This is a genomic window from Halomonas sp. 141, assembly GCF_002810305.1.
In the GTDB taxonomy this organism is placed as follows: domain Bacteria; phylum Pseudomonadota; class Gammaproteobacteria; order Pseudomonadales; family Halomonadaceae; genus Vreelandella; species Vreelandella stevensii.
The window spans coordinates 53,038-77,170 of record NZ_PINZ01000015.1 but is presented as its reverse complement, the minus strand read 5'-3'; the positions used below and the strand labels follow the sequence as shown (position 1 = coordinate 77,170).

20 protein-coding genes and 1 pseudogene are annotated in these 24,133 nt (G+C 61.0%); 11 read left to right on the top strand and 10 right to left on the bottom strand.

The window, feature by feature from the left end:
* Nucleotides 1–40: 40 nt before the first annotated feature.
* From CWI66_RS18015 to CWI66_RS09120, 5 genes are all read right to left on the bottom strand, one after another.
* Nucleotides 41–199, bottom strand: a complete 159-nt coding sequence (locus CWI66_RS18015; protein WP_139790029.1) for a HipA N-terminal domain-containing protein — start codon at nucleotides 197–199, stop codon at nucleotides 41–43.
* Between the two features lie 3 nt (nucleotides 200–202).
* A complete protein-coding gene (locus CWI66_RS09135) occupies nucleotides 203–451 on the bottom strand; it encodes a helix-turn-helix domain-containing protein (RefSeq protein ID WP_016915307.1) in 249 nt (82 codons plus the stop codon).
* Between the two features lie 273 nt (nucleotides 452–724).
* Nucleotides 725–2,878, bottom strand: a complete 2,154-nt coding sequence (katG, locus tag CWI66_RS09130; protein ID WP_100731490.1) for a catalase/peroxidase HPI — start codon at nucleotides 2,876–2,878, stop codon at nucleotides 725–727.
* A gap of 336 nt (nucleotides 2,879–3,214) precedes the next feature.
* On the bottom strand, nucleotides 3,215–4,660 hold the full coding sequence (locus CWI66_RS09125) for an NAD(P)(+) transhydrogenase (Re/Si-specific) subunit beta (protein ID WP_100731489.1): 1,446 nt from the start codon (nucleotides 4,658–4,660) through the stop codon (nucleotides 3,215–3,217).
* Nucleotides 4,661–4,676: 16 nt separating this feature from the next.
* Nucleotides 4,677–6,248 (bottom strand): Re/Si-specific NAD(P)(+) transhydrogenase subunit alpha, encoded by a 1,572-nt coding sequence (locus CWI66_RS09120; protein WP_100731488.1) that lies wholly within the window; start codon nucleotides 6,246–6,248, stop codon nucleotides 4,677–4,679.
* Nucleotides 6,249–6,474: 226 nt separating this feature from the next.
* Here CWI66_RS09120 and pqqA point away from each other — a divergent pair, with 226 nt between their 5' ends.
* The 7 genes from pqqA to CWI66_RS09085 all read left to right on the top strand — a co-directional run bounded on the left by pqqA (nucleotide 6,475) and on the right by CWI66_RS09085 (nucleotide 13,761).
* Nucleotides 6,475–6,546: a pyrroloquinoline quinone precursor peptide PqqA gene (pqqA, locus tag CWI66_RS18635; RefSeq protein ID WP_100731494.1), complete on the top strand. Its 72-nt coding sequence runs from the start codon at nucleotides 6,475–6,477 to the stop codon at nucleotides 6,544–6,546.
* Between the two features lie 79 nt (nucleotides 6,547–6,625).
* Nucleotides 6,626–7,549 (top strand): pyrroloquinoline quinone biosynthesis protein PqqB, encoded by a 924-nt coding sequence (pqqB, locus tag CWI66_RS09110; RefSeq protein ID WP_100731487.1) that lies wholly within the window; start codon nucleotides 6,626–6,628, stop codon nucleotides 7,547–7,549.
* A gap of 38 nt (nucleotides 7,550–7,587) precedes the next feature.
* Complete coding sequence (gene pqqC, locus CWI66_RS09105; protein ID WP_100731486.1) at nucleotides 7,588–8,376, top strand: pyrroloquinoline-quinone synthase PqqC; 789 nt, start codon at nucleotides 7,588–7,590, stop codon at nucleotides 8,374–8,376.
* Between the two features lie 17 nt (nucleotides 8,377–8,393).
* A complete protein-coding gene (gene pqqD, locus CWI66_RS09100) occupies nucleotides 8,394–8,696 on the top strand; it encodes a pyrroloquinoline quinone biosynthesis peptide chaperone PqqD (RefSeq protein WP_100731485.1) in 303 nt (100 codons plus the stop codon).
* Complete coding sequence (gene pqqE, locus CWI66_RS09095) at nucleotides 8,689–9,849, top strand: pyrroloquinoline quinone biosynthesis protein PqqE (protein WP_100731484.1); 1,161 nt, start codon at nucleotides 8,689–8,691, stop codon at nucleotides 9,847–9,849. Before pqqD ends, pqqE begins: the two co-directional genes overlap by 8 nt.
* Nucleotides 9,846–11,627 (top strand): alpha/beta hydrolase family protein, encoded by a 1,782-nt coding sequence (locus CWI66_RS09090; RefSeq protein ID WP_100731483.1) that lies wholly within the window; start codon nucleotides 9,846–9,848, stop codon nucleotides 11,625–11,627. The genes pqqE and CWI66_RS09090 overlap by 4 nt, the downstream gene beginning before the upstream one ends.
* 52 nt (nucleotides 11,628–11,679) lie before the next feature.
* Entirely contained in the window at nucleotides 11,680–13,761 is a 2,082-nt protein-coding gene (locus CWI66_RS09085) for an insulinase family protein (protein WP_232710812.1), read from the top strand.
* Here the strand turns inward: CWI66_RS09085 and CWI66_RS09080 are convergent.
* Complete coding sequence (locus CWI66_RS09080) at nucleotides 13,751–14,680, bottom strand: LysR family transcriptional regulator (RefSeq protein ID WP_100731482.1); 930 nt, start codon at nucleotides 14,678–14,680, stop codon at nucleotides 13,751–13,753. The two genes, CWI66_RS09085 and CWI66_RS09080, sit on opposite strands and share 11 nt — an antisense overlap.
* Nucleotides 14,681–14,848: 168 nt before the next feature.
* On the opposite strand from CWI66_RS09080, the gene speB reads away from it, so the two are divergent.
* From speB to CWI66_RS18010, 4 genes are all read left to right on the top strand, one after another.
* The gene (gene speB / locus CWI66_RS09075; protein WP_100731481.1) at nucleotides 14,849–15,754 is read left to right on the top strand and encodes an agmatinase; all 906 of its coding nucleotides are present in this window, start codon (nucleotides 14,849–14,851) and stop codon (nucleotides 15,752–15,754) included.
* Between the two features lie 347 nt (nucleotides 15,755–16,101).
* Nucleotides 16,102–17,412, top strand: coding sequence for an IS1380 family transposase (locus tag CWI66_RS09065; protein WP_100731480.1), 1,311 nt, complete (start codon nucleotides 16,102–16,104; stop codon nucleotides 17,410–17,412).
* Nucleotides 17,413–18,062: 650 nt separating this feature from the next.
* Nucleotides 18,063–19,802, top strand: a complete 1,740-nt coding sequence (locus CWI66_RS09055; RefSeq protein WP_100731479.1) for a carbohydrate-binding module family 20 domain-containing protein — start codon at nucleotides 18,063–18,065, stop codon at nucleotides 19,800–19,802.
* Between the two features lie 150 nt (nucleotides 19,803–19,952).
* Entirely contained in the window at nucleotides 19,953–20,780 is an 828-nt protein-coding gene (locus CWI66_RS18010) for a hypothetical protein (RefSeq protein ID WP_157808963.1), read from the top strand.
* Here CWI66_RS18010 and CWI66_RS09045 read toward each other — a convergent pair.
* The 4 genes and pseudogenes from CWI66_RS09045 to hglS form a co-directional block, all read right to left on the bottom strand.
* Nucleotides 20,704–21,280: pseudogene (locus tag CWI66_RS09045) on the bottom strand (transposase). The gene CWI66_RS18010 and the pseudogene CWI66_RS09045 overlap by 77 nt on opposite strands.
* Nucleotides 21,281–21,571: 291 nt before the next feature.
* On the bottom strand, nucleotides 21,572–22,018 hold the full coding sequence (gene aroQ / locus CWI66_RS09040) for a type II 3-dehydroquinate dehydratase (protein WP_016915326.1): 447 nt from the start codon (nucleotides 22,016–22,018) through the stop codon (nucleotides 21,572–21,574).
* On the bottom strand, nucleotides 22,015–22,221 hold the full coding sequence (locus CWI66_RS09035) for a hypothetical protein (RefSeq protein WP_198517496.1): 207 nt from the start codon (nucleotides 22,219–22,221) through the stop codon (nucleotides 22,015–22,017). The genes aroQ and CWI66_RS09035 overlap by 4 nt, the downstream gene beginning before the upstream one ends.
* A gap of 287 nt (nucleotides 22,222–22,508) precedes the next feature.
* The gene (gene hglS, locus CWI66_RS09025) at nucleotides 22,509–23,870 is read right to left on the bottom strand and encodes a 2-oxoadipate dioxygenase/decarboxylase HglS (protein WP_100731477.1); all 1,362 of its coding nucleotides are present in this window, start codon (nucleotides 23,868–23,870) and stop codon (nucleotides 22,509–22,511) included.
* Between the last annotated feature and the right edge of the window lie 263 nt (nucleotides 23,871–24,133).

The window sequence follows — 24,133 nt, the reverse complement described above, 5'->3', positions numbered from 1 at the left end:
CAGGGTCGTCCTGACGGACGACGCGCTATCCCTCCCCGCACTAGAAGTGCGGGGTTTCTCGCGCAAAGACTGATGAAATAGCGCGTGCGCCGGGGTGGTCTAGCCATTCAGGCAGATAGCGGAAAGCCATGGCGCCGGAACGGCCGAGGCTGAGTCGGCCTACCTCGATACCGTTGAGTGCTACCGTCAGGTTAGCCACTGGTTACCACTCCTCATCCCACACCTGTTCACTTTGCTTACTCTCTCTCTTTGCCACATGTAATTCTAGCCCGAGGGCAGCCATCAGTTTGAAGAGCGTTTCAACGCGGCTTTTTTCCGGGTGATTCTCGAAAGCGGAGACGGTGGCTTGTTTGATGCCGACCTGTTCGGCGGCATCTTTCTGGCTCATGCCATTATGGGAGCGGGCTTCTTTCAAGGCCTTGGCCAGCATATCGGGTGAGGTAATTTTCATGGCTATGTCTCAGAACGATGTCTCAGAACGATGTCTCAGAACGATTCCTCAGGACGGCCCCTTGGATCTATCCCTTTTAGCGGACAAGACGCATTTTATCCTCTGTAAAGGATTTTTCGCAATTATCCGCTGTAGAGGATTTCTTGGTATGCCTGTTGGCCGTAGCATGTTCAGAGCACCTCAGAAAGGACTTTGGCACGTAAAGACTCGAGGGCTGCAGATACAAAAACCCCGCATCTTGAGATGCGGGGTTTTTGCTGGCACTAACAGTGATTACGCGACGTCAAAGCGATCCGCATTCATCACCTTCGTCCAGGCGGCCACGAAATCCTTGACGAATTTCTCGGCGTTATCGTCCTGGGCATACACTTCGGCGTAGGAGCGCAGCAGCGAGTTGGAGCCAAACACCAGGTCCACCCGAGAAGCGGTCCATTTCACGGCACCGGTCTTGCGGTCGCGAATTTCGTAGGTGTTGCTGCCCACCGGCTTCCAGGTGTTGGCCATATCGGTCAGGTTGACGAAGAAGTCGTTGGTCAACTGGCCTTCACGGTCCGTGAAGACACCATGCTTGGTGCCACCGTAGTTGGTGCCCAGCACACGCATGCCACCCAGCAGCACGGTCATTTCCGGGCCGGTCAGGCCCATCAGCTGCGCACGGTCGAGCAACATCTCTTCCGGCTTCACGATGTACTCTTTCTTCTGCCAGTTGCGGAAGCCATCAGCCAGCGGCTCCAGCGGTGCGAAGGAGTCCGCATCGGTCAGCTCGTCAGTGGTGTCGCCACGGCCTTTCAGGAAGGGCACACGGATATCGTAGCCCGCCGCCTTGGCAGCTTGCTCGATACCGACGCTACCCGCCAGCACGATGATATCCGCCACGCTGGCACCGGTGTCGGCTGAAATCTGCTCGTACACGCTGAGCACTTTGGCCAAACGCTCGGGCTCGTTGCCCTGCCAATCCTTTTGCGGTGCCAGACGAATACGCGCGCCGTTGGCGCCACCGCGCATGTCGGAACCACGGTAAGTACGGGCACTGTCCCAGGCCGTCGCGACCATCTCGCCGATGGACAAACCGCTGGCCGCAATCTTCTGCTTGACGACTTCTTCACAGTAGTCGGTGCTGCCTGCGGGCACCGGGTCTTGCCAGATCAGGTCTTCCGCCGGTACTTCCGGGCCGATGTAGCGCGCTTTCGGGCCCAGGTCACGATGGGTCAGCTTGAACCAGGCCTTCGCGAAGGTCTGCTTGAAGTACTCCGGGTCCGCCATGAATTTTTCACAGATGGCGCGATAGGTCGGATCTACCTTCATCGCCATGTCCGCATCGGTCATGATCGGGTTATGGCGAATGGAGGGGTCGGTGGCATCGACCGGCTTGTCTTCTTCTTTGATATCGATCGGCTCCCACTGGTGGGCTCCGGCGGGGCTTTTTCTCAGCTCCCACTCGTAGCCGAACAGCAAGTCGAAGTAGCCCATGTCGAACTTGGTGGGGTTGGTCGTCCACGCCCCTTCGATGCCCGACGTGACCGCCTTGCTGGCTTTACCGTCCATATGCGGGTTGTTCCAGCCAAAGCCCTGGTTTTCGACATCGGACGCTTCTGGCTCGGCACCCAGGGCACCGGCATCGCCGTTACCATGACATTTACCGACGGTGTGACCACCCGCCGTCAGCGCGGCCGTTTCTTCGTCGTTCATCGCCATGCGAGCAAAGGTTTCACGCACTTGCTGGGCGGTTTTCAGCGGGTCGGGCTGGCCATTCACACCTTCCGGGTTCACATAGATAAGCCCCATCTGAACGGCCGCCAGCGGGTTTTCCATGGTCTCGGGCTTTTCGACATCGCCGTAGCGCTCGTCGGAGGGCGCCAGCCACTCTTTCTCGTTGCCCCAATAGATATCTTTTTCCGGCTCCCAGATGTCCGCACGGCCAAACGAGAAGCCGTAGGAGGGCAGACCCATGGACTCATAGGCCACGGTACCTGCCAGGATCATCAGGTCGGCCCAGCTGATCTTGTTGCCGTACTTTTTCTTGATCGGCCACAGCAGACGACGCGCCTTGTCCAGGCTGACGTTGTCCGGCCAGGAGTTGAGCGGCGCAAAGCGCTGGCTGCCAGTGCCACCGCCCCCACGGCCATCGGCGATACGGTAGGTGCCTGCGGAGTGCCACGCCATACGAATCATCAAGCCACCGTAGTGTCCCCAATCAGCGGGCCACCACTCTTGGCTATCGGTCATCAGCGCATGAACGTCTTTTTTCAGTGCGTCGAAGTCGAGCTTGCGCACTTCTTCACGGTAGTTGAAGTCTGCGCCCATCGGGTCCGATTTACGGTCTTGCTGATGCAAGATATCCAGATTCAGACCTTCCGGCCACCAATCCTTATTGGCAGTACCAGTCGATGTGTTGCCGCCATGCATGACAGGACATTTACCGCTCATAGCTCTCTCCCTTATTGCTCTATGCCTTGGAATGACCAAGGGAACAAGTGCCGTGCATCCACGCTAAAGACGATGATTGCTGGCGCCTCGGATGCATTATTGATGTGTCACAGTTTTATAGCACCTTGCTAATAGCCACAATTTGCATTTTACGACCAGACCAATAGCTCTCGACTATTGAAAATCATCCCAAGCGTGCCAATGCCTTGGGCATCGAACGCGCTCCATCATCTCTTTCCAAGATAGCCACTATCAAGTGCATGTCACGATCTTCATCAACACCCGCCAACGAATCGGGGAGCCCATGGGCTCCCCGAGTTGATCTTTGGGCATCACTCATCCTTCGACCAGCGGTAGCAGGGCATTCACGCTATCCCGTGCATCGCCGTAGAACATTCGCGTGTTCTCCTTGAAGAACAGCGGGTTCTCGATGCCCGAGTAGCCGGTGCCCTGGCCACGCTTGCTGACGAACACCTGCTTGGCTTCCCACACCTTGAGTACCGGCATGCCCGCGATGGGGCTATTGGGGTCCTCTTCGGCGGCGGGGTTCACGATGTCGTTGGAGCCGATGACGATGACCACGTCGGTGGTGGCGAAGTCGTCGTTGATTTCGTCCATTTCCAGCACGATATCGTAGGGCACCTTGGCTTCCGCCAGCAGCACGTTCATGTGCCCCGGCAAACGCCCAGCCACCGGATGAATCGCAAAGCGCACGGTTTTACCCGCAGCGCGCAGCTTGCGTACCAGGTCGCTGACCGCCGCCTGCGCCTGCGCCACGGCCATACCGTACCCGGGCACGATGATGACACTATCGGCGTCGTTCAAGGCCGAGGCAACGCCGCTGGCATCGATGGCCACCTGCTCGCCTTCGATCTCGGCGGCAGGCCCCTGAGTGCCCCCAAAGCCCCCCAGAATCACGCTGATGAAGTTGCGGTTCATCGCCTTGCACATGATGTAGGAGAGAATGGCACCGGAGGAGCCCACCAGGGCCCCGGTCACGATCAACAGGTCATTGGAGAGAGTGAAGCCCACTGCCGCCGCCGCCCAGCCGGAGTAGCTGTTGAGCATCGACACCACCACGGGCATGTCCGCCCCGCCGATGCCCATGATCAGGTGGTAGCCAATGAAGAACGCCAGTGCCGCCAGCAGGAGCAGTGTCCAGAAGCCCGCGCCATTGAGGTACAGGATCGCCAGCAAGAGCGACAGCGCCGCCGCCCCGGCATTGAGCCTATGCCCACCGGGCAGTTGGCGAGGTTTGCCATCTACCTTGCCAGCCAGTTTGCCAAAGGCCACCACGGAGCCGGTAAAGGTCACCGCGCCGATGAAGATGGCGAACACGACCTCGATCTGCAGAAAGGTCAGCTCGTCCGGTGCCTTGGTGGCCACCAGCGCAGCAAACGCAGAAAACTCCTGCATCACGCCATCGGCAGCCCGCGCGGCCATCACCCGGCGACGCTCCAGGTCGGCACTCCAGGCCACGAACACCGCCGCCAACCCGACAAAGCTGTGCAGCGCCGCGACCAGCTGAGGCATTTCGGTCATCTCGACCTTGCCCGCCACGTAAATCCCTATCCCGGCGCCGATCACCATCATCGGGATCAGCCACTCATAGCCGCCAATACCGGGGCCGAAGGCGGTGAACAGCACCGCCACCGCCATCCCGACGATGCCGTACCATACGGCACGTTTGGCCTTTTCCTGGTTGCTCAGCCCACCCAGCGAAAGAATGAACAGCACGCTGGCCGCAATGGCCGCGGCAGATACGAACCCTTGTCCTAGCATATCGTTTCTCCGCCGCTCAGGATTTCTGGAACATGGCCAGCATCCGGCGTGTCACCTGGAAGCCACCCACGATATTGATAGACGCGATCAGTACCGAAATCGCCGCCAGTACGCTCACCACACCGCTCCCCGACCCCATCTGCAGGATGGCCCCCAGGATGATGATCCCGGAAATGGCATTGGTCACCGCCATGAGAGGCGTATGCAGCGAGTGGCTCACGTTCCAGATCACTTGGAAGCCAATGAAGCAGGCCAGCACGAAGACGATGAAATGCTGCATGAACGACGCTGGCGCGACTTGCCCCAGCAGCAGCATCACGGCACCGCCTGCCGCCAACAGGCCGACCTGGCGTTTGGTCTGTGCTTTGAAGGCCGCCTGTTCGGTGGCCTTCTTCTCTTCCGGCGAGGGCTGCTTCTCTTTCTTCTTCGGCTTGGCCGCGCCAATGGCTTTGACCTTGGGCGGGGGTGGTGGAAAGGTGATTTCCCCCTGGTGGGTCACCGTGGCCCCACGAATCACGTCATCATCCATATTGTGGTGGAGCACGCCATCCTTCTCCGGCGTCAAGTCACTGAGCATATGGCGAATGTTGGTGGCATACAGCAGCGACGCCTGGGTGGCCATGCGTGAGGGGAAGTCGGTATAGCCAATCACCACCACGCCGTTATCGCTCACCACGCGCGCATCGGGCTGGGTGAGGTCGCAGTTGCCGCCCTTTTCGGCGGCCAGATCGACGATCACCGAGCCGGGTTTCATGGCCGCCACCATGTCGTCCAACCACAGTTTGGGCGCGGGTTTGCCAGGAATCAGCGCCGTGGTGATGACGATGTCCACCTCGGGCGCCTGCGCGCGGAAACATGCCAGCTGCTTTTCCCGAAACTCAGGGCTGGAGGGCGAAGCATAGCCACCGCTTTCCGCGCCGTCCTGGGCGTCTTCGAAATCGAGGAACAGAAACTCGGCGCCCATGGACTCGATCTGCTCGGAAACTTCCGGGCGCACATCGAAGGCGCGCACCACGGCGCCCAGGCTGGTAGCGGTACCGATTGCCGCCAACCCCGCCACGCCCGCCCCGATCACCAGCACCTTGGCAGGGGGCACCTTGCCAGCGGCGGTCACCTGGCCAGTAAAGAAGCGGCCAAAATTGTTGCCCGCCTCGATCACCGCCCGATAGCCCGCAATGTTGGCCATGGAAGAGAGCGCATCCATTTTCTGGGCCCGAGAAATACGCGGCACCATGTCCATGGCGATCACGGTGGCGCCTTGGGCTTTGCAGGTTTCCAGCAGCGCCGCGTGTTGGGCTGGCCAGAAGAACGCGATCAGCGTTTGGCCTTCGCGCAGCCACTGCGCCTCTTGCTCGGAGGGCTCCCGTACCTTGACGACCACGTCGGCTTCTTGCCATAGCGCCTCGGCATGTTCGACCACGGTGACGCCAGCCGCCCGGTACGCCTCATCACTGAAGCCTGCCCCAGCCCCCGCACCCGCTTCTACCAGGCACTCATGGCCCAGCTTATGGAGCTGCTGTGCGCTGTCCGGCGTCAGCGCGACCCGCGCCTCGCCTTTAGCACTCTCTTTTGGTGCGCCTATTTTCACACGCGTTCTCCCTGGTTAGCCCGCCCTGCGCACGCCTCTCCCCGTGTATTGCCAACCTCAGAAGCGGGTACGCCGTCGTGTCATGGCAACGCCATGGCGTTGCTCGTTAGCAGTTTAGGATCTAACGCCAGGCCCGCCAGTGGCCATTCAACCTTTGATGCAACCCGGTTGTTTAACTACAGTGACTAGGGTCGATACGCTATTACCCAGCACAGGAGAGTTACCCATGTGGCAAAAACCTTCTTATCAGGATGTCCGCTTAGGCTTTGAAGTCACGCTCTACATTTCCACTCGCTAGCAGGCTCCCCTACCCCACCAGCCTCTACCCGACCCCGGGTAGAGGTTTGAATCCTCACGATGACTCTTAAGGACAACCGATGCATGTGTTAGTACTCGGTGCGGCCGCAGGCGGTGGATTCCCACAATGGAACTGCAACTGTCCGAATTGCTACCACGCGCGCCAAGGCAGTAAGGATCATGTGCCATGCACTCAGTCATCCATCGCGCTGAGTGTGGACGGCAAGCAGTGGCTGCTATGCAATGCTTCGCCAGACATTCGCGCCCAGCTCAACGCCAACCCAGCACTATGGCCAAGCAAGCTGCGGGGCAGTGGCATCAGCGGCGTGCTGCTGGCCGATGCGCAGATAGATCACGTCACAGGGCTGCTATCGCTCAGAGAAGGCTGCCCTCTGGATGTGTGGTGTACCCCCAATGTGCACCGCGACCTTTCCTCCGGATTTCCCCTATTTCCCATGCTGGAGCACTGGGGTGGGCTACGCTGGCAGCCGATAGACCTGGAGGATGATCGCGACGTCGCCGAGTTCACGATCCCCTTTCTGCCAGATATTACCCTCACCGCGTTTGCACTGCACAGCAACGCCCCGCCCTACTCACCGCGGCGCGGCTCGCCTTCCTGTGGCGATAACCTTGGGTTGTATATCGTCGATCGGCGCAGCGGCAAATCGCTCTGCTACGCCCCTGGGCTGGGTAACCCCACCCCGCTGGCCATGCGCTTTTTAAACGCGGCAGATGTGGTGATGGTGGATGGCACCCTATGGGATGACGATGAGATGCAAGCATTGGGCGTGGGCACCTCTACCGGTCAGCAGATGGGCCATCTGGCACTCAACGGCCGCGGTGGAATGCTCGAGCTGCTGGGTGAACTCCCCTCCCAGACTCGGCGTATGCTGATCCACATCAACAACACCAACCCGATTCTGGATCGCGCCAGCGAACAGGCCAAAACACTCAAGGCCGCTGGCATTGAAACCGCTTATGACGGTATGCAGTTTACGCTTTAGACGTACCGCTCATGATGATGACAACCAGGAGGTCGATCATGACGCTATCGGCAATAACGCCCGGCACACCTGCCGTCACGCTAAGTCCAGAGGCGTTTCGGCAAGCGTTGCTGAGTAAAGGGCAGTATTACCATCTCCACCACCCTTTCCAACAAGCAATGGCCGAGGGCGAGTTGACTCGGGAACAGTTGCAAGGCTGGGTAGCCAATCGTTTTTACTATCAGCTCATGATTCCCCAAAAAGACGCCGCGTTACTCGCCAACTGCCCCGACGCGGCCACCCGCAGGCGCTGGGTACAACGCCTGCTGGACCACGATGGTCATGAGGAGAATGAAGGCGGTATAGAGGCCTGGCTGGCCCTGGGCGAAGCGGTAGGGTTATCACGTGAGGCGCTACTGTCCCAGGAGCATGTGCTGCCGGGCGTGCGTTTTGCGGTGGACGCCTACCGCCACTTCGTGGCCAGCGCACCGTGGCAGGAGGCGGCTATCTCTTCGCTGACGGAACTGTTTGCCCCCCAGGCCCACCAGAACCGCCTGGATACCTGGCCCAAGCACTACCCTTGGATAGACGAGCAGGGTTACCGCTACTTCCGCAAGCGCTTGAGCGAAGCTCGCCGAGATGTGGATCACGGGCTGGAAATTGCCCTGAGCGTGTGCACCACCGCGGCGCTTCAGCAGCGGGCGCTGGAGATCCTGCAGTTCAAGCTCGATGTGCTGTGGAGCATGCTGGACGCCATGACCATGGCCTATCAGCTTGGCCGCCCACCCTACCACACAGTCACCCAGGAAGCGGTCTACCATCGAGGGCTGGAGCGCTCCACTTATTAGGTTTTGGGAGATTCATCATGTTGCAGCAAGCCACCTCCTCACACCTGGACGTTTTCCAATTGCGACGCGGCTGGCGGCTTCAATGGGAAGCCGCCCAAGAGTGTCACGTGATTTTGTACCCGGAAGGCATGGTAAAACTCAGCGCAACAGCAGGAGAGATTCTTCAACTGGTCGATGGACAGCAGAGCGTCGAAGCCATTATCGCCACACTACAGCAGCGCTATCCGGAAGCGGAAACCTTGGCCGACGATGTCGTGCAGTTTCTCGATGAGGCTCGCAGCAATGGCTGGCTAGCCGTCAGGGAAGTACAGCATGGTTAATCACGCCCCACAGGCCACCTCCCCCCCTTTATGGCTGCTGGCGGAACTCACCTACCGCTGCCCTCTGCAGTGTGCCTACTGTTCGAACCCGCTGGCGTTCACCCGCTATCAGAACGAGCTGGATACCGAGGCATGGGTCGACGTGCTGCGTCAGGCACGCGCCATGGGAGCCGTTCAGCTTGGTTTTTCCGGTGGCGAACCTCTGATTCGTCAGGACCTCGAAGCCCTGGTGAGTGAAGCACACCAGCTCGGCTTTTATACCAACCTGATCACCTCAGGCGTTGGACTCACCAACCAGCGTGTAGATGCCCTGGCAGAGGCAGGTTTGGATCATATTCAAATCAGCCTGCAAGCCGCTGACCCGGAACTCGCCCAAGTGCTGGCCGGCTCCGCCAAAGCGCATGCCAACAAGCTAGCCATGGCCAAAGCGGTCAAGGCGGCAGGCTACCCCATGGTGTTGAATGTCGTGCTACATCGGCACAATATCGACCAACTTGGCGACCTGATCGCGCTCTGCGACGAGCTGGGTGCCGATGCAGTGGAATTGGCCAACTGCCAATATTACGGCTGGGCATTTTTGAACCGCCAAGTGCTGATGCCCACTCGGGAGCAGCTGGCACGCGCCGAGGCGGAAACCAACCGCTGGCGGGAATCCCTGGCAGCAAGGGGGCGCGATATGTCGCTACTGTTTGTGGTGCCAGACTATTTTGAACAGACGCCGAAACCCTGCATGGGCGGCTGGGGCAGCATATTTATGACCGTTGCTCCGGACGGCGCCGTGCTGCCCTGCCATAGCGCTCGGGACCTACCCATGGCATTTCCCAATGCCCAGGAAACACCGCTAAAAGACATCTGGTACCAAAGCGATGCCTTCAACCGCTTTCGCGGCACCCAGTGGATGCCAACGCTCTGCCAGCAGTGTGACAAGCGCGATAAAGACGTCGGCGGCTGCCGCTGTCAGGCCTATCTGCTGACGGGCGACATGAACGCCACTGACCCGGTGTGCCAATACTCGCCTGACCATGGGTTGATCCAGAACCTGCTGGCCGACAATGCCCCGTCCACCGACGATCAGGCGACGCTCATCCCCCGCAACGCCCGCCAGTCAAAGCGTTTACAGGCGGCCACAGCAGAGTTGATCCACCGGCAATGAAGCTAACCCTGGCCGAAGCAGCGGCGCCCACCGATACCCTCGCCGAGCTGCAATGCGACGCTCAAGCCGTTTACTGGCTGGCCCGCTGCCCCAACACAGGGGAGATGCAGCTGTGGCAGTGGCTTGCCGATGACAGCGCCCCGCCTCACTGCCTTGTAGAAGAAGCCGTTGGCAGCCGCGTCAACCAGTACGGCGGCGGCAGCCATGTACCGCTACTGGGCGGCATTGCCTGGGTGCGCCAGCGCGACCAGGCACTCATGTATCGATCCCCGAACGGCACTGCTCAGTGCTGGCAGCAGCACGCCCAGCGGGCCTACGGTGGGCTGTGTGCCGACCCTGAGCGTGAACGCGTCATCGCCATTGAAGAGGATGCGCACGGCCAACGACTGGTGGCGGTCTCGTCACAGGGGCGTCAGGTCATTCATGAAGGTGGCGATTTTTATGGCGCCCCCGTGATCAGCGATGACGGTAGCTATCTGGCCTGGGTCAGCTGGTCGCTGCCACATATGCCCTGGCAACGCAGCCAGCTCAACACCGCCACCTTGACGTCACACGGCCAGCTTGAAAATGATCAGCAGCGGGACCTTGGCGCAGCGGTTAGTCAGCCGCAGTTTGCCCCCCATAACGCGCTGATCTGCATGAGCGACCACGCAGGCTGGTGGCAACCCTGGCAGGTGAACTTGACGACCCCACGCTGCCTTGGCAGCACGCCGGTCGACCATATCACCACCCCCTGGCAGTTGGGCGAGCACCAGCACGCTTGGCGAGACGACAGGCAGCTCTATTGCCAGCTGCGCCAGGGCGCGGCGCAGCTTTACCGGCGCCGCAGCGGGCGAGAAGAGGCCCTACTGGACGAACCCGGCCGCGTGGCGAGCATCGTCGTGGCAGAGCATGGTGACTACGCCATCGTGCAAAGCGCTGGTGCCGGTGCCCAGTTGATGCGTTTTGACGAGCACCGCTCACGCCGCTGCCTCGCAGGGCAGCCGCCGTTGGCACTGACGACGGCCACCGCCCAGTGGTTGGAAGCACCGGTGGGCCACGCCGGTGAAACCGTGCACGGTTTTTTCTACCCAACCCGTAGCGATGACGATGCCCCCCTCATCGTGCGCGTTCACGGTGGGCCAACCGCCGCCACTTACCCGGTTTACGACCCACTGGTTGCCTATTGGCAGCAGCAGGGCTTTCACGTGCTGGATATCAACCCCAGAGGCAGTGGCAACTTCGGCCGCCGTTACCGGGAGTGTTTGGCGGGCCGGTGGGGCATCAGCGATACCGAGGACGTGGTTGCCCTAGTGCGAGCGGCCTGCCAGCGCTACCCCATCGCCCCCCAGGGCTGCTTCATTCGCGGCCAAAGCGCCGGGGGGTTTACCGCCCTCAATGCCTTGGCGGCCTCGCGGCTGTTTGCAGCGGCCACTAGCCTTTACGGCGTCACCGACGCGCTAACCTTAGCAGCTCAGACCCACCGCTTCGAGTCCGGCTACCTGGGCTGGCTGATCGGCGATGCGACGCAACTCGCTCAGCGGAGCCCTGCCTTTCAGGTGGCACACTGTACCCGGCCACTCAAGGCACTGTTTATCCAGGGAGGCAAAGATGCCGTCGTGGTGCCGGAGCAGACCCATGCCATGGCGCGGCATATCGAGCAGCATGGGGGCGAGGCGCAAACCCTGCTGTTCGATAATGAACGCCACGGCATCCGTCACCCTCACGCCCGCCAGACCATGCTGGCCCGGGAAGCGGCGTTCTATCGACAGTGCCTGGGCAGTCAGGGCTGTGATTGAGCTGAGCCTTCGTCAAACTCACCAAGCGTTTGCCAACGGCGTGAACGCTACGGTGGCACATGCCCCCCATTTGGCCCGTGCGCATGCCAGTATCGCCATATCAGCCGGCTATTTGGATGAGCCCTCTCCTTGGGCGGGGCTAGCGCACCTGCTGGAGCACGTGCTCACCACGGCACCGCTGGCAGCCTGTGGCAACAAAAGCCTGCTGATGTGGTTTGCCCAGCATCAAGGCACCTTGAACGCTCGAACCGACGATCACGTGACCGACATTCACTTTACGATTCCCCTCGACCTGCTTGAACAGGCGGGGCTGATGGTGGCGACCCAAGTCGCCATACCGCATATGCCACTATCGGTCATACACCGTGAAGTCGCGGCCATTGATGCCGAATGGCAGGCACGCCAATCCAGCGCCAGTATGCGCAAGCTGGCAGCCTTTTCCGCACTAGCCGACCCGCAGCATATCGGCGCGGGGTGCCGACACGGCAACGCTCAAACCCTGGGGCAAGCGTTGTCCAGGCTGCATGACGCGCTGTCAGCGTTTCACCACCACCATTACCACGCGGGTCGTGTCAGTATTACCCTGGTTAGCCCTTGGGGCATCGGCCCCATGCTGGCACTGGTTCAGCGTATGGCACTGCTGTTCAAGCCATCCACCGAAGGGGGTGAGGCGTTGGCAATGACATCTCGCTGGGGCAGCAGGCGAGAGGTGGACATACCCGCCGCTGATGGAGCACCGCAAGGGATGGCGCTACTCTGGCCACTGCCGTCACACCTCTCGTACCGCCAGTTTTTCGCCCTGACGCACCTGGCCGATACGGTCAACCAGGGACTGTTGATCGATCAATTTCCCTCTACGATCAGCGATTACTGCGCCACTGCTGCGCCCAGTGGCGCCACGGATACCTTTCATCTGCAACTCGACGGTTACCTCGACACGACTCAGCGGGAAGCGCTGGCCATGGTGCTGAGCAAGCGCCTGAACAGCCTGCTGGCTGCCCAACCACATCAGGATTCGTCACTATGGCAACCGCCCACCCACAGCGAAGCACTGGCACCCGCCTGGTTTAGCCACGCTCGTCATCAGGCACTGGCGCGCAGGTTCTCCGCAACATCGTCGGCATACACGTTCGCCTCCTGCAGGGCCCGCTTTCTGGTGCCTCGCGTCTCGTCGCCGAGCAAGAGCTTGTCGGCAGAGACACACCCGGTCAGGGTCACCAGCGTCCAGCGCTGGTGCGGCCACTACGGCGTCTACGATGACTTTCCCTCGCTTGCCGATACCGCCTGGGCTGCCTGCTTTATACCCAAGGCCATGATTACCCTTGGACCACTGGTCAAAAAACGGCTTGCTCAGCAGGGGGTTACCGTTCACCAGAAAAGTCTGGCGCAAGGCAGCTGGGTGATGACCGTAGGCAGCAGCGCGGTAGCCAGGATGGGCGTGCTACTGGCATCAGCACGCCTGACCACCAGTGCCCCCGCTCACGGCCTGCTTGCCCAGCAGTTGTTACAACGCTTGGTGTCGTTGCCCGACACCCCGGCTCTGTGGCTTTCCCAGGCAGACGGAAGTGATGAGCTGGAGCGGGCTCTCGAATCGTTGACCCGCCAGTCATGGGGTGAAGACGCAGCACTTTCCAAAGAGGCTACCAGCGACACCATCCCAGCCAGTACGGCGATCATGCGCACGCTGAGCCTGCTTGGCACACCTGCCCAACGCTGGCTACTCGCCCAGGCTGAACAGTGCCACAGCGCCGCCTTTTTTCAGCAAGCCAGACATGAACACTCGCTGGGATACGTGGCCGCAGTACGCCGCGGCGATGGAGCGCCCTGCTCCCTTGGTTACGTCATCCAAACCACTGGCAACCCCACCGCCGCCAACACCAAGCTGGCAGACATCACGGATCGTTTGTGGCAAAGGTTCGATGACGCTCTGTCCCCCGTGGCTCTGCCCCCCGAAACGCCTCTTGCCGCGTTGATGACGCAGTGGCAAAGCCTGCTGGCAGGGGCAACACAGCCTCTACATCGGCTGCCATTGGATAGGTCGGCACTCAATGAACAGATCACGTCATCAGGTAGCCAAGGCGGCTGGCAAACGCACTGGCTGGACAGCCACGGGCGATACCGGGTCAGCTCTTGAGGCCGTGCTTGACCGCAAAGGCGACAAGTTCATTGTAAAGCCAGACGCTGGTAGGCGCGTTCACATACAGACCATGCTGTATCAGGGTCATTTTCAAGAGGGGAAGCTCTTTCGGCGGTTCCACCAGTCGAACCGGCAACATGGTGACAAAGCGCTCGGCCATCTGGCGTGGTAGCGTCATGATGGCCTCCGTCAAGGCCACGACTCTTGCAGCGGCAATATAGTTGAGGTTTTTGGAGATCACCCGTCGGGTCAAGCCGTGCTGTACCAAGCAGCTATCGATACTGCTGGGACGCAGGCCGCTGATATCGGCCAGCTCCACATGGGGCTGGGAAACAAACTGCTCCAGGTCCACTCCCTCGCCCACGCCGGCATGGTCCGAGGCCACCAGGCAGACGAGTTCCTCATCCATCCACGGCGTTTGTATCACCCCCGTCGGCAGCGTGTCCTGGTAATCCAGCCCCACCACCATATCCACCTGGCGCTGCTCCAGCGCCTCGTTCAGCACGTCGGGGGTAATCAGCTCTATCGAAAAACTGAGACCGGGCGCACTGCGCAGCAGCTGGCTCAAAAACGCCGGGTACATGACCTCCTCGAAATAATCCGTGGTGGCCAGGGTGAAGTGCCGCGTACTGGTGGCGGCCGCAAAGGTCGCGGGGGGCGCCAGACCCGCCTGCAGGGCGGCCAGGGATTGCTGCACGACCGGCAACAGTGCCAAGGCACGGGGGGTCGGCTGCAGCCCTTGCCCGGAACGCACCAGCAGCGGGTCATCCAGCGCTTCACGCAGGCGCTTGAGCGCATGACTCAGGGCGGGCTGGCTCAAATGGAGCTTTTCCGCCGCACGGGTGACATGGCGCTCGCGCATCAGCATCTCGAAGACGAGCAGCAAATTCAGGTCAAAATGGCGTAACGAGCGCATGAGAGCAAACTATCCATGAGATGAATGATTTCATTCTAAATATTCATTTCATTCATTTCCAAAAATTCCTTATCGTCGCGCTTCTTCGGGCCACCCCGCCCGTGCTTGCCAGCCCCCCTTCTTGCTGCACACCACAGGAGTACACGTCAGGTGACCCCATCGAACATCATGCCCAGCCTGTTTGGTGATGTTATTTCTACCTTCATGGGGGTACCCAAAGCCACCGACCCAAGCGCTACCGACGCCGAAGTCGTGGTCAGCGGTGTGCCGTTTGATCTGGCCTGCTCCGGACGCTCGGGCACGCGCATGGGGCCTAATGCGATTCGCCAAAGCACGGCGAACCTGATTTGGGAAGGCAAGCGCTGGCCGTGGGATTTTGCGTTGGAAGAGCGCTTGCGGGTGTGCGATGCAGGCAACCTGGACTACGCCTACGGCGAACCGGATAGCCTGATCGACAATCTGGAAGGCCACGCCATGCGCTGGCTGAAAGCGGGTAAAAAGATGTTGACGCTGGGCGGCGACCACTACATCAGCCTGCCGCTGCTGCGCGCCCATGCCCGTGAACACGGCCCGCTGGCGCTGATTCATTTCGATGCCCACACCGATACCTACGAGCAAGGCACACGCTATGATCACGGCACCATCTTCCATCATGCATTGAAGGAAGGCCTGGTCGTCCCGGAGCATTCACTGCAGATTGGTATTCGCACCAGCTACGACCGCCACAACCACCCTTACGAGGTGCTGGACGCCGACTGGGTGAACGACCACGGCCCAGCGGCAGTGCTGGAGCGCATTCGCGCGCGGGTGGGTCATCACCCTGCCTACGTGACGCTGGATATCGACGGCCTCGACCCGGCCTTTGCGCCCGGCACCGGCACCCCCGTGTGCGGTGGTCTCTCCACGGACCTGATGCTCAAGGTGGTGCGCGGCATGGTCGGCATGGAGCTGGTGGGCATGGATTTGGTGGAAGTCAATCCGGCCTATGATCACGGCGACATCACCTCGCTGGCTGCCGCCACGTTAGGGCTGGAATTCCTCTATACGCTGGCGGCGTCCAAGCCCGTCAAGTGATGGCAAAGCCGCCTGGGCCATCGCTCAGGCAGCTTTGTTCAGCCAGCGAATGACCTGCTCGGCGACGGCGTCCGGGTGGGTCATGTGAATGCAATGCCCTTTGGTCGGCATGACGCAAAGCTGGCTGTTGGGCATCAGCTGATGCAACAACCCCAACGTTTTCTGGTACTCGTTCCTACCAGTCAAGTCGCTTAGCGTTATAGATGCCCACAGCGACTGCTTTCCAACAGGTAGAAGGCCCGTTTATCGAGAAGGGTCATAGGCGTCACCAGAATCGTCTCCAGGCGTGGAAAGGGCGCTCTTTCGTTGCAATTAAAACAACACTTTCAGGCTCTTGAAAAATCAGTGTGTTCCGCCAAGAACCTGATCCAAGGGAGCCATCCGCCATGGGTGAAAGCCTACCCACCTGGACGCCCTCGTGCAACGGCTCTGTCCGTATCGAGCTGAGCGGCCAGCGCACCACCAGCGACAGCGGCGCCCTGCTGCTGCGTGAAGCCCTCGACAACAGCGGCGTGATCGAGGCGCTGGAAGACAATCTGGTCGATCGACGCCACCCGCTGCGCATCCGTCATTCGCTGGCCAGCCAGTTGCGTACCCTGGTGCTGCAGCGTGCGATGGGCTGGATCGATCTCAGCGATACCGACACGCTGCGCCGTGACCCGCTTTGGCAGTTGGCCTGCAGCGATGCGCGGGGGCTGACGCCCCTAGCCCAGGACCGGCCGTCTCAAGCCACGCTGTCCAGGCAGCTGACGCCGGACATCGACGGCCTGCCGATCGAGGTTCACGGCCACCAGGGCGGTTCGGCCTATCATGGCCTGTACGGCACCCGGATCTATTCGCCGCTGGTGGCCTCGCTGGCCGAGACCGGTGACATGGTGGGCGGCCTGCTACGAGAGGGCAACGCCGGCCCGGCCGAGAACGCCGACACCTGGATCCCCCATCTGGTGAGGCGGCTCAACGAGAGCACCGGCGCTCAGGTTCGGGTGCGCATTGATGCCGGATTCACCGACAACGACACGCTGGAGGCCCTGGAAACGCGCGACATCGAGTATCTGGGCCGGTTGCGCAGCCACAAGGGCCTGCAGACACTGGCGGCGCCCTACCTGAAGCGGCCCCGCGGCCGACCGCCCGAACAGCCTCGGGAATGGTGCCATGACCTTGAGTACCAGGCCGGTTCCTGGCCAGCGCCACGACGCGTGGTGCTGGTCGTGCAGGAGCGCCCCGATGACTTGCTGCTGCATGCCTTCTTCCTGGTCACCAACCTCGGCAAGTTCGACTGGCCGCCGGAGAAGATTTTGGCGCTCTATCGCAAGCGCGGCAGCGCCGAGGCCCACATGGGCGAGGTGAAATCGGCGCTGGATGTGCACCTGTCGTCGACGGATCGCGGGGCCTCCACGGTCCAGGATGTCATGGCCCGCAACGAGGTGAGCCTGCTGCTGAGCCTCTACGCCTATCAGGTTCTGCATGGCCTGCGCTGCTTGCTGGTGCATCAGACCCGGCAGGGCTGGAGTCTGAGCCGGATGCGCGAGCAGGTACTCAAGGTCGCTGGCACGCTGACGCTGCACGCCCGGCGCATCACCGTTCACCTCGGCGATGCAGCTGACAAATGGTGGCCTGCCTTGCTGAAGGGGCTACCGAAGCTGACCGCGCTGAGCTGACTCGTCGGCGATACCACCACCGATCCATGCGTACAGCAGCCCCACCTCGGCTGATGATGACGGCTGCACGAATGAGGGCAGTCCATTCCTGTAGGTTGTAAACATAACGGAAAAATGCGCTGTTTTTGCATATGGCAGCGGATTCTCATGCTGCCAACGCGGTGCCGGTGGGCCGGTGTTGGCAGCGAGGGCTGACAATCCTCTCAGCCAGCGCCCTCATGAATAAGGCGGGATAAACAGTGTGAGGAGGTGTAACGAGCCTTCAAACAGTAGCGAGATGCCAGCCAACACGCCGATCCCCCAAGCCATAAATGCCGGGCGATTGTTAGCGAACCCCAGGTGCTCACACCAGAATGGACGGATGTTTATGCGAGGCAGCAAGAAGTGCTCTGCTTCAATGATGTCACCAACAGGGGGCGATCAGCATGATGAAATAGGAGAGTACATTGAGCCACTGGGCTGCATGCCATACGCCCCCTATCCTCCTTGAGACTACGCCCCTTTTTTACTCCCCAGGGGTGTTATAGGCGAGGGGGTCACGATGCATATTGCCAATTCCTCGGCCAAGAAAAATAGCAATAAACTGCCTTTATCCGAGGAAGAGGGACGCACTAAAACACAAACAATAAAGCGCAAACAAGGAGTAAATAATGACCTCTTTGCATCGGTCTCTTGCCGGCGCCGCCCTTGGCGTAGTCGCCCTCGGCGCGGCCACGATGTTACCCACCCAGCAGGCCCATGCGGGCGCTTTCGTGCATCTATTCGAATGGAAATGGAGCGATGTGGCCCAGGAGTGTGAGAACTTCCTCGGCCCGAAGGGCTTCAGTGCCGTGCAGGTATCGCCGCCCCAGGAGCATATTCAGGGCGACGAATGGTGGACCCGCTATCAGCCGGTCAGCTATCAATTGCAGAGTCGCAGTGGCGATGCCAATGAGTTTGCCAACATGGTGCAGCGCTGTAATGCCGTCGGCGTGGATATCTATGTCGATGCGGTGATCAACCACACGGCTGCCGCCGGGAGCGGCACGGGTACCGCCGGCTCGCCCTATAACTCCACTTCCCTAGATTACCCCGACTACAGCAGCAACGACTTTCACCCCCATTGCGATATTCAACCGGAAGACTACGGTAACGATGCATGGCGGGTGCGGAATTGCCGGCTGGTGGGGCTACCGGATCTGGCTACCGGGGATGAATATGTTCGGAACACCCTCGCCGGCTACCTCAACCACTTGACCTCCCTCGGCGTGAGAGGCCTGCGCATCGATGCCGCCAAGCATATGGAGCCATCTGATATCGAGGCCATCCTATTGCGGGTCAACGATCCGCTCTATGTGTTTCAGGAAGTGATCGACGTGGGGAACGAGGCGGTAAACGTAGGGGAATACGCCCATATTTCCGACGTCACGGAGTTTCGCTACAGCGCCGCGATCGGCGATGTCTTCCGCAACCAGCGGCTGGCCAACCTGAGTCAGTTTGGCGAGGCCTGGGGATTCATGGCTAGTGATAAGGCCGTGGTATTCACCGATAACCACGATAACCAGCGAGGCCATGGGGCAGGCGGCAGCAATATCCTGACCTACAACGACGGTAGCGTGTACAACCTCGCCAACGTCTTTATGCTGGCGTGGCCCTATGGGTACCCGAAGGTGATGTCCAGCTTCAGCTTCTCCGACTCGGATCAGGGCCCCCCCGCCCAGACCGTGTACCAGAACGGCGAGGCGAACTGCGGCGACGCCTGGGTCTGCGAACACCGCTGGGACTCCATTGCCAACATGGTGGAATTCCGCAACGTGACCGATGGCAGCGGGGTCTCCGACTGGTGGGACAACGGCAACAACCAGATCGCCTTCAACCGCAGCGACAGAGGCTTTGTCGCCATCAACCGGGAAGGCTCGCCCCTCTCGCGCACCTTCACCACCACGCTTCCTGATGGAGAGTATCGCAACATCGCCGGAGACGGCAGCTGTGTCAGCGTCCAGGGCGGCCAAGTCTCGCTGACCGTCCCCCCCATGGAGGCCGCGGCACTGCATATCGGCGCCGCCTGTGGCACGCCGCCTCCGCCCCCGCCCGAAGAGTCCGAAGATGTCGTCGAGGTCTCGTTCAGCTGTGCCAACGGTACCACCGACTGGGGCCAGAGCGTCTATGTGACCGGCGACAGCGACGAACTGGGCAACTGGTCGCCCGCCGACGCACTCAAGCTCGAGCCGGACAACTACCCGACCTGGGAAGCCACCCTCGATATGCCGGCCGATGCCAGCATCGAGTGGAAGTGCATCAAGCGCAGCGAGACCTCCCCGAATAGCCAGCTGGTCTGGCAACCCCGAGATAACAACCTCCTGGAAACCGGGGCCCCCGGCTCTACGGCGAGCACCTCGGGTAGCTTCTGATCCCGCCCGTGTCTCCCGTTCGATGCCTCCTGTACTGCCGGAGCCCCCGTCCGGCATGCCCCTGCCATTCCGCTCCCTGAATCTTGCGCGTCACGGGCGTCGCCACCGCCCCCCCCCAGGGCAGGGCGAACACTCGAGGTCACAGAACAAATGACAGACTCTCCCCGGGACCAACCCACGCCGCCCCCCGCCACTCCGGCTCCGCAGGGCGCCGGCCTCTATCGGCGCTTCGCGCGACCGGTGGTCGGCTGCCTGGACGAGGCCCGGAACCCCGAGGGGCTGGTCGCGCCCTTCACGCGGTTCGAACGCGGCGGCGCGCGCCTGGCTGTGATCGGTGCCAGCGATCCCCACGCCGCGGACGAATCCCGAAACTTGGGCGACTGGTACCGCGCCATCGAGCGCGCCAGCCGGGAAGCCCGCGACCAGGCCGACCTGGTGATAGTACTGGCCGACAACGGCAGCGGTCCGGCCCTGTGGCTGGCCGAGCGGCTCGATGCCTCCGACCTGATCATCGCCGCCCGGGGCCAGGACTTCTGGCCGACCCTGGTCGAGGTGGAGCGACGCCGCGGCGACAGCGTGCCGGTCTGCTTCCCCGGCAGTCGGGCGATCGGCGTCTTCCGGATCGCCTGCCACGCCTGGCACAGAGGCTGGCGTTGCCGCTACGGCCGCTATCCCGGGCAGCGCGTCGACCTCAAGGGCAGCGTCGCGGGGGAACTGGTGACCTGGAATCCGGCCGCCTCCCACGAGGCTGGCCCGCCGCCCTGGGGAACCGCTGATCAATTCGTCTCTGAGCGTCTAAAACACTCAGGGCGGCACACTCACCGCGTCAACGGTCACTTTCTGGCCACTGAAGGTGGCCTTTTTACCCTGGCAGCCGGGTTATCCGGCTGCCAGGCCAGATTCAAGACACACTGGCCCCGTCAGCATGGCCCTGGCATCGTCCAGCCAGCACCAAATTGCCGAGGGCGAACAGGGTGAACAGCTGTGCCTGGTTCCTGGCCAGCCCCTTGTAGCGAACCTTCCGGTAGCCGAAGAGGTTCTTGATGACATGAAATGGGTGCTCGACCTTGGCGCGGATGCTGGCCTTAGCCTTCTCGAATTCCAGCAGCAGCGCTTTCATGGGACTGTCTTCCATCTTCTTGATAGTGCTGCGCCTGGCGGCGACACTGTGGGCCAGTCCGGTGACCGCATCGACACCGATATGGGCCTTCATGCCGAAGTAATACTGCTTACCCTTCCGGGTCTGCTTCATCGGCTAGGGCATACCACTGCTGCAGGAAGTAAATGCGCAGCATGCGCTCCAGGCCAATGGGTGGTCGGCCTCGCTTGCCCGCTGACTTCGGGAAGTAGGACGGCGACAGTGCTGCAATCAGCCGTTGCCACGGCACCAGCTCCTCCACCCTGGCAAGAAACCGCTCGCGGCGGGTGACCTTCTTCTTGTTCTGGTGCTCAACCTGGGCGAATGAGATCTGTTTCATCGGAGTGGCTCTGTCAGCGGGTGTTGGACGACAGGTCAGATTTTACCTCGTCGGTGGCCATGAGGCAGCTCCGGCGGGATTTATGCAGCGTTTCCCTAAGGGGGGCAGTACTGTGGCCATGCTGGTAGCCACGGTGGCTTCCTTTTTTACCCTTAGCCTCATTCTCTGGCTGGTCAGCCTTACCCCCTAGCTGGCTTTTTGAGAGTGCCAATGAATTGCTCTTCGTGAAGGTCAGAGCCGCCCTTGCAGGAAGCGGCTCGTCATCAAAGCACGATATGACTCCTGCGAGTGTTACTGATCGGCAGCTTTCATCACCGCGTCCAGGGCCGCTTGGTAGCCCTGTGTGCCCAGCCCGGCAATCACCCCATCGGCCCGCAGTGAGACATAGGAGTGGTGGCGAAAGCGCTCACGTTTGTGCACATTGGAAATGTGCACTTCAATCACCGTACCCTCGAAAGCATTCAGAGCATCCAGGATAGCCACAGAGGTATGGGTGTAAGCGGCGGGGTTGATAATGATCGCCTGGGTGCCATCGAGGCGTGCAGCGTGAATGGCATCGATCAGGGCGCCCTCATGGTTGCTTTGCAGGCAGTTCAGCGTCCATCCCGCCATGACCGCTTTTTCACGCAGCGCGTTATTGACGTCTTCCAGCGTCTCGTAGCCGTAGATTTCCGGCTGCCGGGTGCCCAGCAAATTCAGGTTGGGCCCATGCAGGACAAGCACTTTAGCCTGGCTCATGTATCATTCTCCTTCAGCAGTTGGCGGCGATAGTGGGCAAATAGCGTGGCCGATTGTTGCGCTGCTGCCTCGCGTTTGACGTCATCTTCACAAAAAAACTTGAAGGCGTCGACGCCTTGAAAGACGAACAGGCTGACACCGCTCACCACCGCAGCTCCGACCTGCTTCGCCGCCGCAACAAACTCGGCGGGCAGCTTGCGCAATTCTTTATTGAGACGGTGGGGGCACCGCCTGATAAAGCCACTGGTTTGGTAAGCGGTCCAATAACCTTGCAGTTACCCATAAATGTTTGATGCTGAATATTTGGCAATCCGGGCGCCTTCAACGAGATCGGAGAGTCGGGAAAAACCTCGCCAGATGACCGCAGTTCCAGGCGGTGCGTCGGAGGCACGGTCGAGGTAGCCGCCGACCGTGTGCTTTTGATGGCGCCCTTCCTTCATCTTGCGGCCAGTCGATAAATGGGTGAATCCAATCTTCTCTACACCCCCTGTCAGCCCTCCCCACCCAACCACGCCAACACGGCCTCTTTCGAGCGCTGTTCGCGTTCGGCATATAGCGCCAGCTCATCCTGCACCGGGGCGCCCAGGGCAGCTTCGAAGGCGTCGCGGTTTGCGTTACCGGCGTAAGCGCCGTTTTCGCTGCCGCCCAGGTTGGATTGGAAAATACCGGCGGCACTGACGGGCAGAAAATCTTCATAGGTGATCGGCTGGGCCTCGACCCACCCCTGGGCCAGCAGCGTTGCCAGGTCGGCGTGCTCGGCGCGGCCCTTGGCTGCCTGCCCGGCGTCGGTCAGGTGGTAGTGGAAGTAGGCCAGCTGCTCGGTGCGAATCGCCTCGTGGTGGTCCGGAAACGCGGCGAACACGCGCTCCATAATGGCCTGATGGGCGTCATTGTCCAGGCCAGCGGTCTGGGCACGCCCTTGGTTCAACAGCTCATCATAAAGCGCCCGCCCTTTAGGGGTCAGCGCCATGCCGCGCTGCTCGATTTCGCCAAAGCGCGCCGTATGCGTGCCCTGGGCCTCCCCGGCGAAACGAATCGACTCCTCCAGCGCCCGAAAGCTGGTTTGGCGCAGCAACATGGGGCACTCCCGACGGGGCGGCCCTTCGATCACCGCCTTGGGGTTCATGCCCATGCTCGGCATACGACGCTGTGCTTCGTCGATGTCCAGGGTTCTGGGCGTCAGGTGGTTGATGTGCGGCCCCTTGAAACACACCACATCGGCAATCAGGCGATGCTCGTCGTGCAGCGCCTGGTAGGTTTCCAGGTCGACGGTCGCTTCCTGGTGCCAGCGGAAGGTTTCCAGCGCCTCGCTGACGAACTGGTCGGCTTCTTCACTGGACAACCCGCCCTGGGTTTCGTGGCGCTGGATGAGCGCCCGCACCGCTGGGGTAAAGATATCCCGCTGGGCCAGAATCTCCTCGGCGCGCTGGCGCAGCGTCTCGCTCTCGATCAGCTCCAGGCGCAGTAAAGAGGTAAAGACTCGGAAAGGGTTCAGCGCGAGGGCCTCGTCTTCGATGGGCCGAAACGCTGTAGAGTGCACCGGCACGCCCGCTTCCGAGAGGTCGTAATACCCCACCGGGTACATGCCCATGACCGCAAACAACCGGCGCAACATGGCAAGCTCGGCCTTGGTGCCCACCCGAATCGCCCCGTGGCGCTCCACGCTCAGCCGGGCCAGCTCGCCCTGCGCCTCCAGGCGGTGGTGCAGCGCGGGCTGCTGCTGAAGGGTTTCCTGGTTCACCCGCTCGACCAGTTCCAGCAGCGCACCGTACTGCGGCACTTCCGCTTGATACATGGCCGACATCGCCTTGGAAAAACGGTCGCGTATTGCATCAGTGGTGATAAAGGACATGTTGTGGCTCTCTGGGTCGATAAAGAACGGCACGCGTCGCCAGCCTCATGGCCTCTTCATGACACGTGCTTGCGCTGCGTTCTATCAAACCGACTCGGGGAGCGAACCACAAACGAAAAAAAGCACTCAATGCATGCCAAAAAGGAATGCTTAAAGGCTTTTATAAAGAGCGGCGAGCACCGGGTACCCAACAGTATGGCGCCCAAGGGAGCCCTTTGGTAGGGTGGGATCCCTTACCGTCATTCCGTTGAGTGACGCATGCC

What these genes read in the sequence shown, in the direction of transcription:
- CWI66_RS09135 (WP_016915307.1), bottom strand. Translation starts at nt 451, where the DNA reads ATGAAAATTACCTCACCCGATATGCTGGCCAAGGCCTTGAAAGAAGCC.
- katG (WP_100731490.1), bottom strand. Translation starts at nt 2,878, where the DNA reads ATGAGCGGTAAATGTCCTGTCATGCATGGCGGCAACACATCGACTGGT.
- CWI66_RS09125 (WP_100731489.1), bottom strand. Translation starts at nt 4,660, where the DNA reads ATGCTAGGACAAGGGTTCGTATCTGCCGCGGCCATTGCGGCCAGCGTG.
- pqqB (WP_100731487.1), top strand. Translation starts at nt 6,626, where the DNA reads ATGCATGTGTTAGTACTCGGTGCGGCCGCAGGCGGTGGATTCCCACAA.
- pqqC (WP_100731486.1), top strand. Translation starts at nt 7,588, where the DNA reads ATGACGCTATCGGCAATAACGCCCGGCACACCTGCCGTCACGCTAAGT.
- pqqD (WP_100731485.1), top strand. Translation starts at nt 8,394, where the DNA reads ATGTTGCAGCAAGCCACCTCCTCACACCTGGACGTTTTCCAATTGCGA.
- pqqE (WP_100731484.1), top strand. Translation starts at nt 8,689, where the DNA reads ATGGTTAATCACGCCCCACAGGCCACCTCCCCCCCTTTATGGCTGCTG.
- CWI66_RS09090 (WP_100731483.1), top strand. Translation starts at nt 9,846, where the DNA reads ATGAAGCTAACCCTGGCCGAAGCAGCGGCGCCCACCGATACCCTCGCC.
- CWI66_RS09080 (WP_100731482.1), bottom strand. Translation starts at nt 14,680, where the DNA reads ATGCGCTCGTTACGCCATTTTGACCTGAATTTGCTGCTCGTCTTCGAG.
- speB (WP_100731481.1), top strand. Translation starts at nt 14,849, where the DNA reads ATGCCCAGCCTGTTTGGTGATGTTATTTCTACCTTCATGGGGGTACCC.
- CWI66_RS09055 (WP_100731479.1), top strand. Translation starts at nt 18,063, where the DNA reads ATGACCTCTTTGCATCGGTCTCTTGCCGGCGCCGCCCTTGGCGTAGTC.
- CWI66_RS18010 (WP_157808963.1), top strand. Translation starts at nt 19,953, where the DNA reads ATGACAGACTCTCCCCGGGACCAACCCACGCCGCCCCCCGCCACTCCG.
- aroQ (WP_016915326.1), bottom strand. Translation starts at nt 22,018, where the DNA reads ATGAGCCAGGCTAAAGTGCTTGTCCTGCATGGGCCCAACCTGAATTTG.
- hglS (WP_100731477.1), bottom strand. Translation starts at nt 23,870, where the DNA reads ATGTCCTTTATCACCACTGATGCAATACGCGACCGTTTTTCCAAGGCG.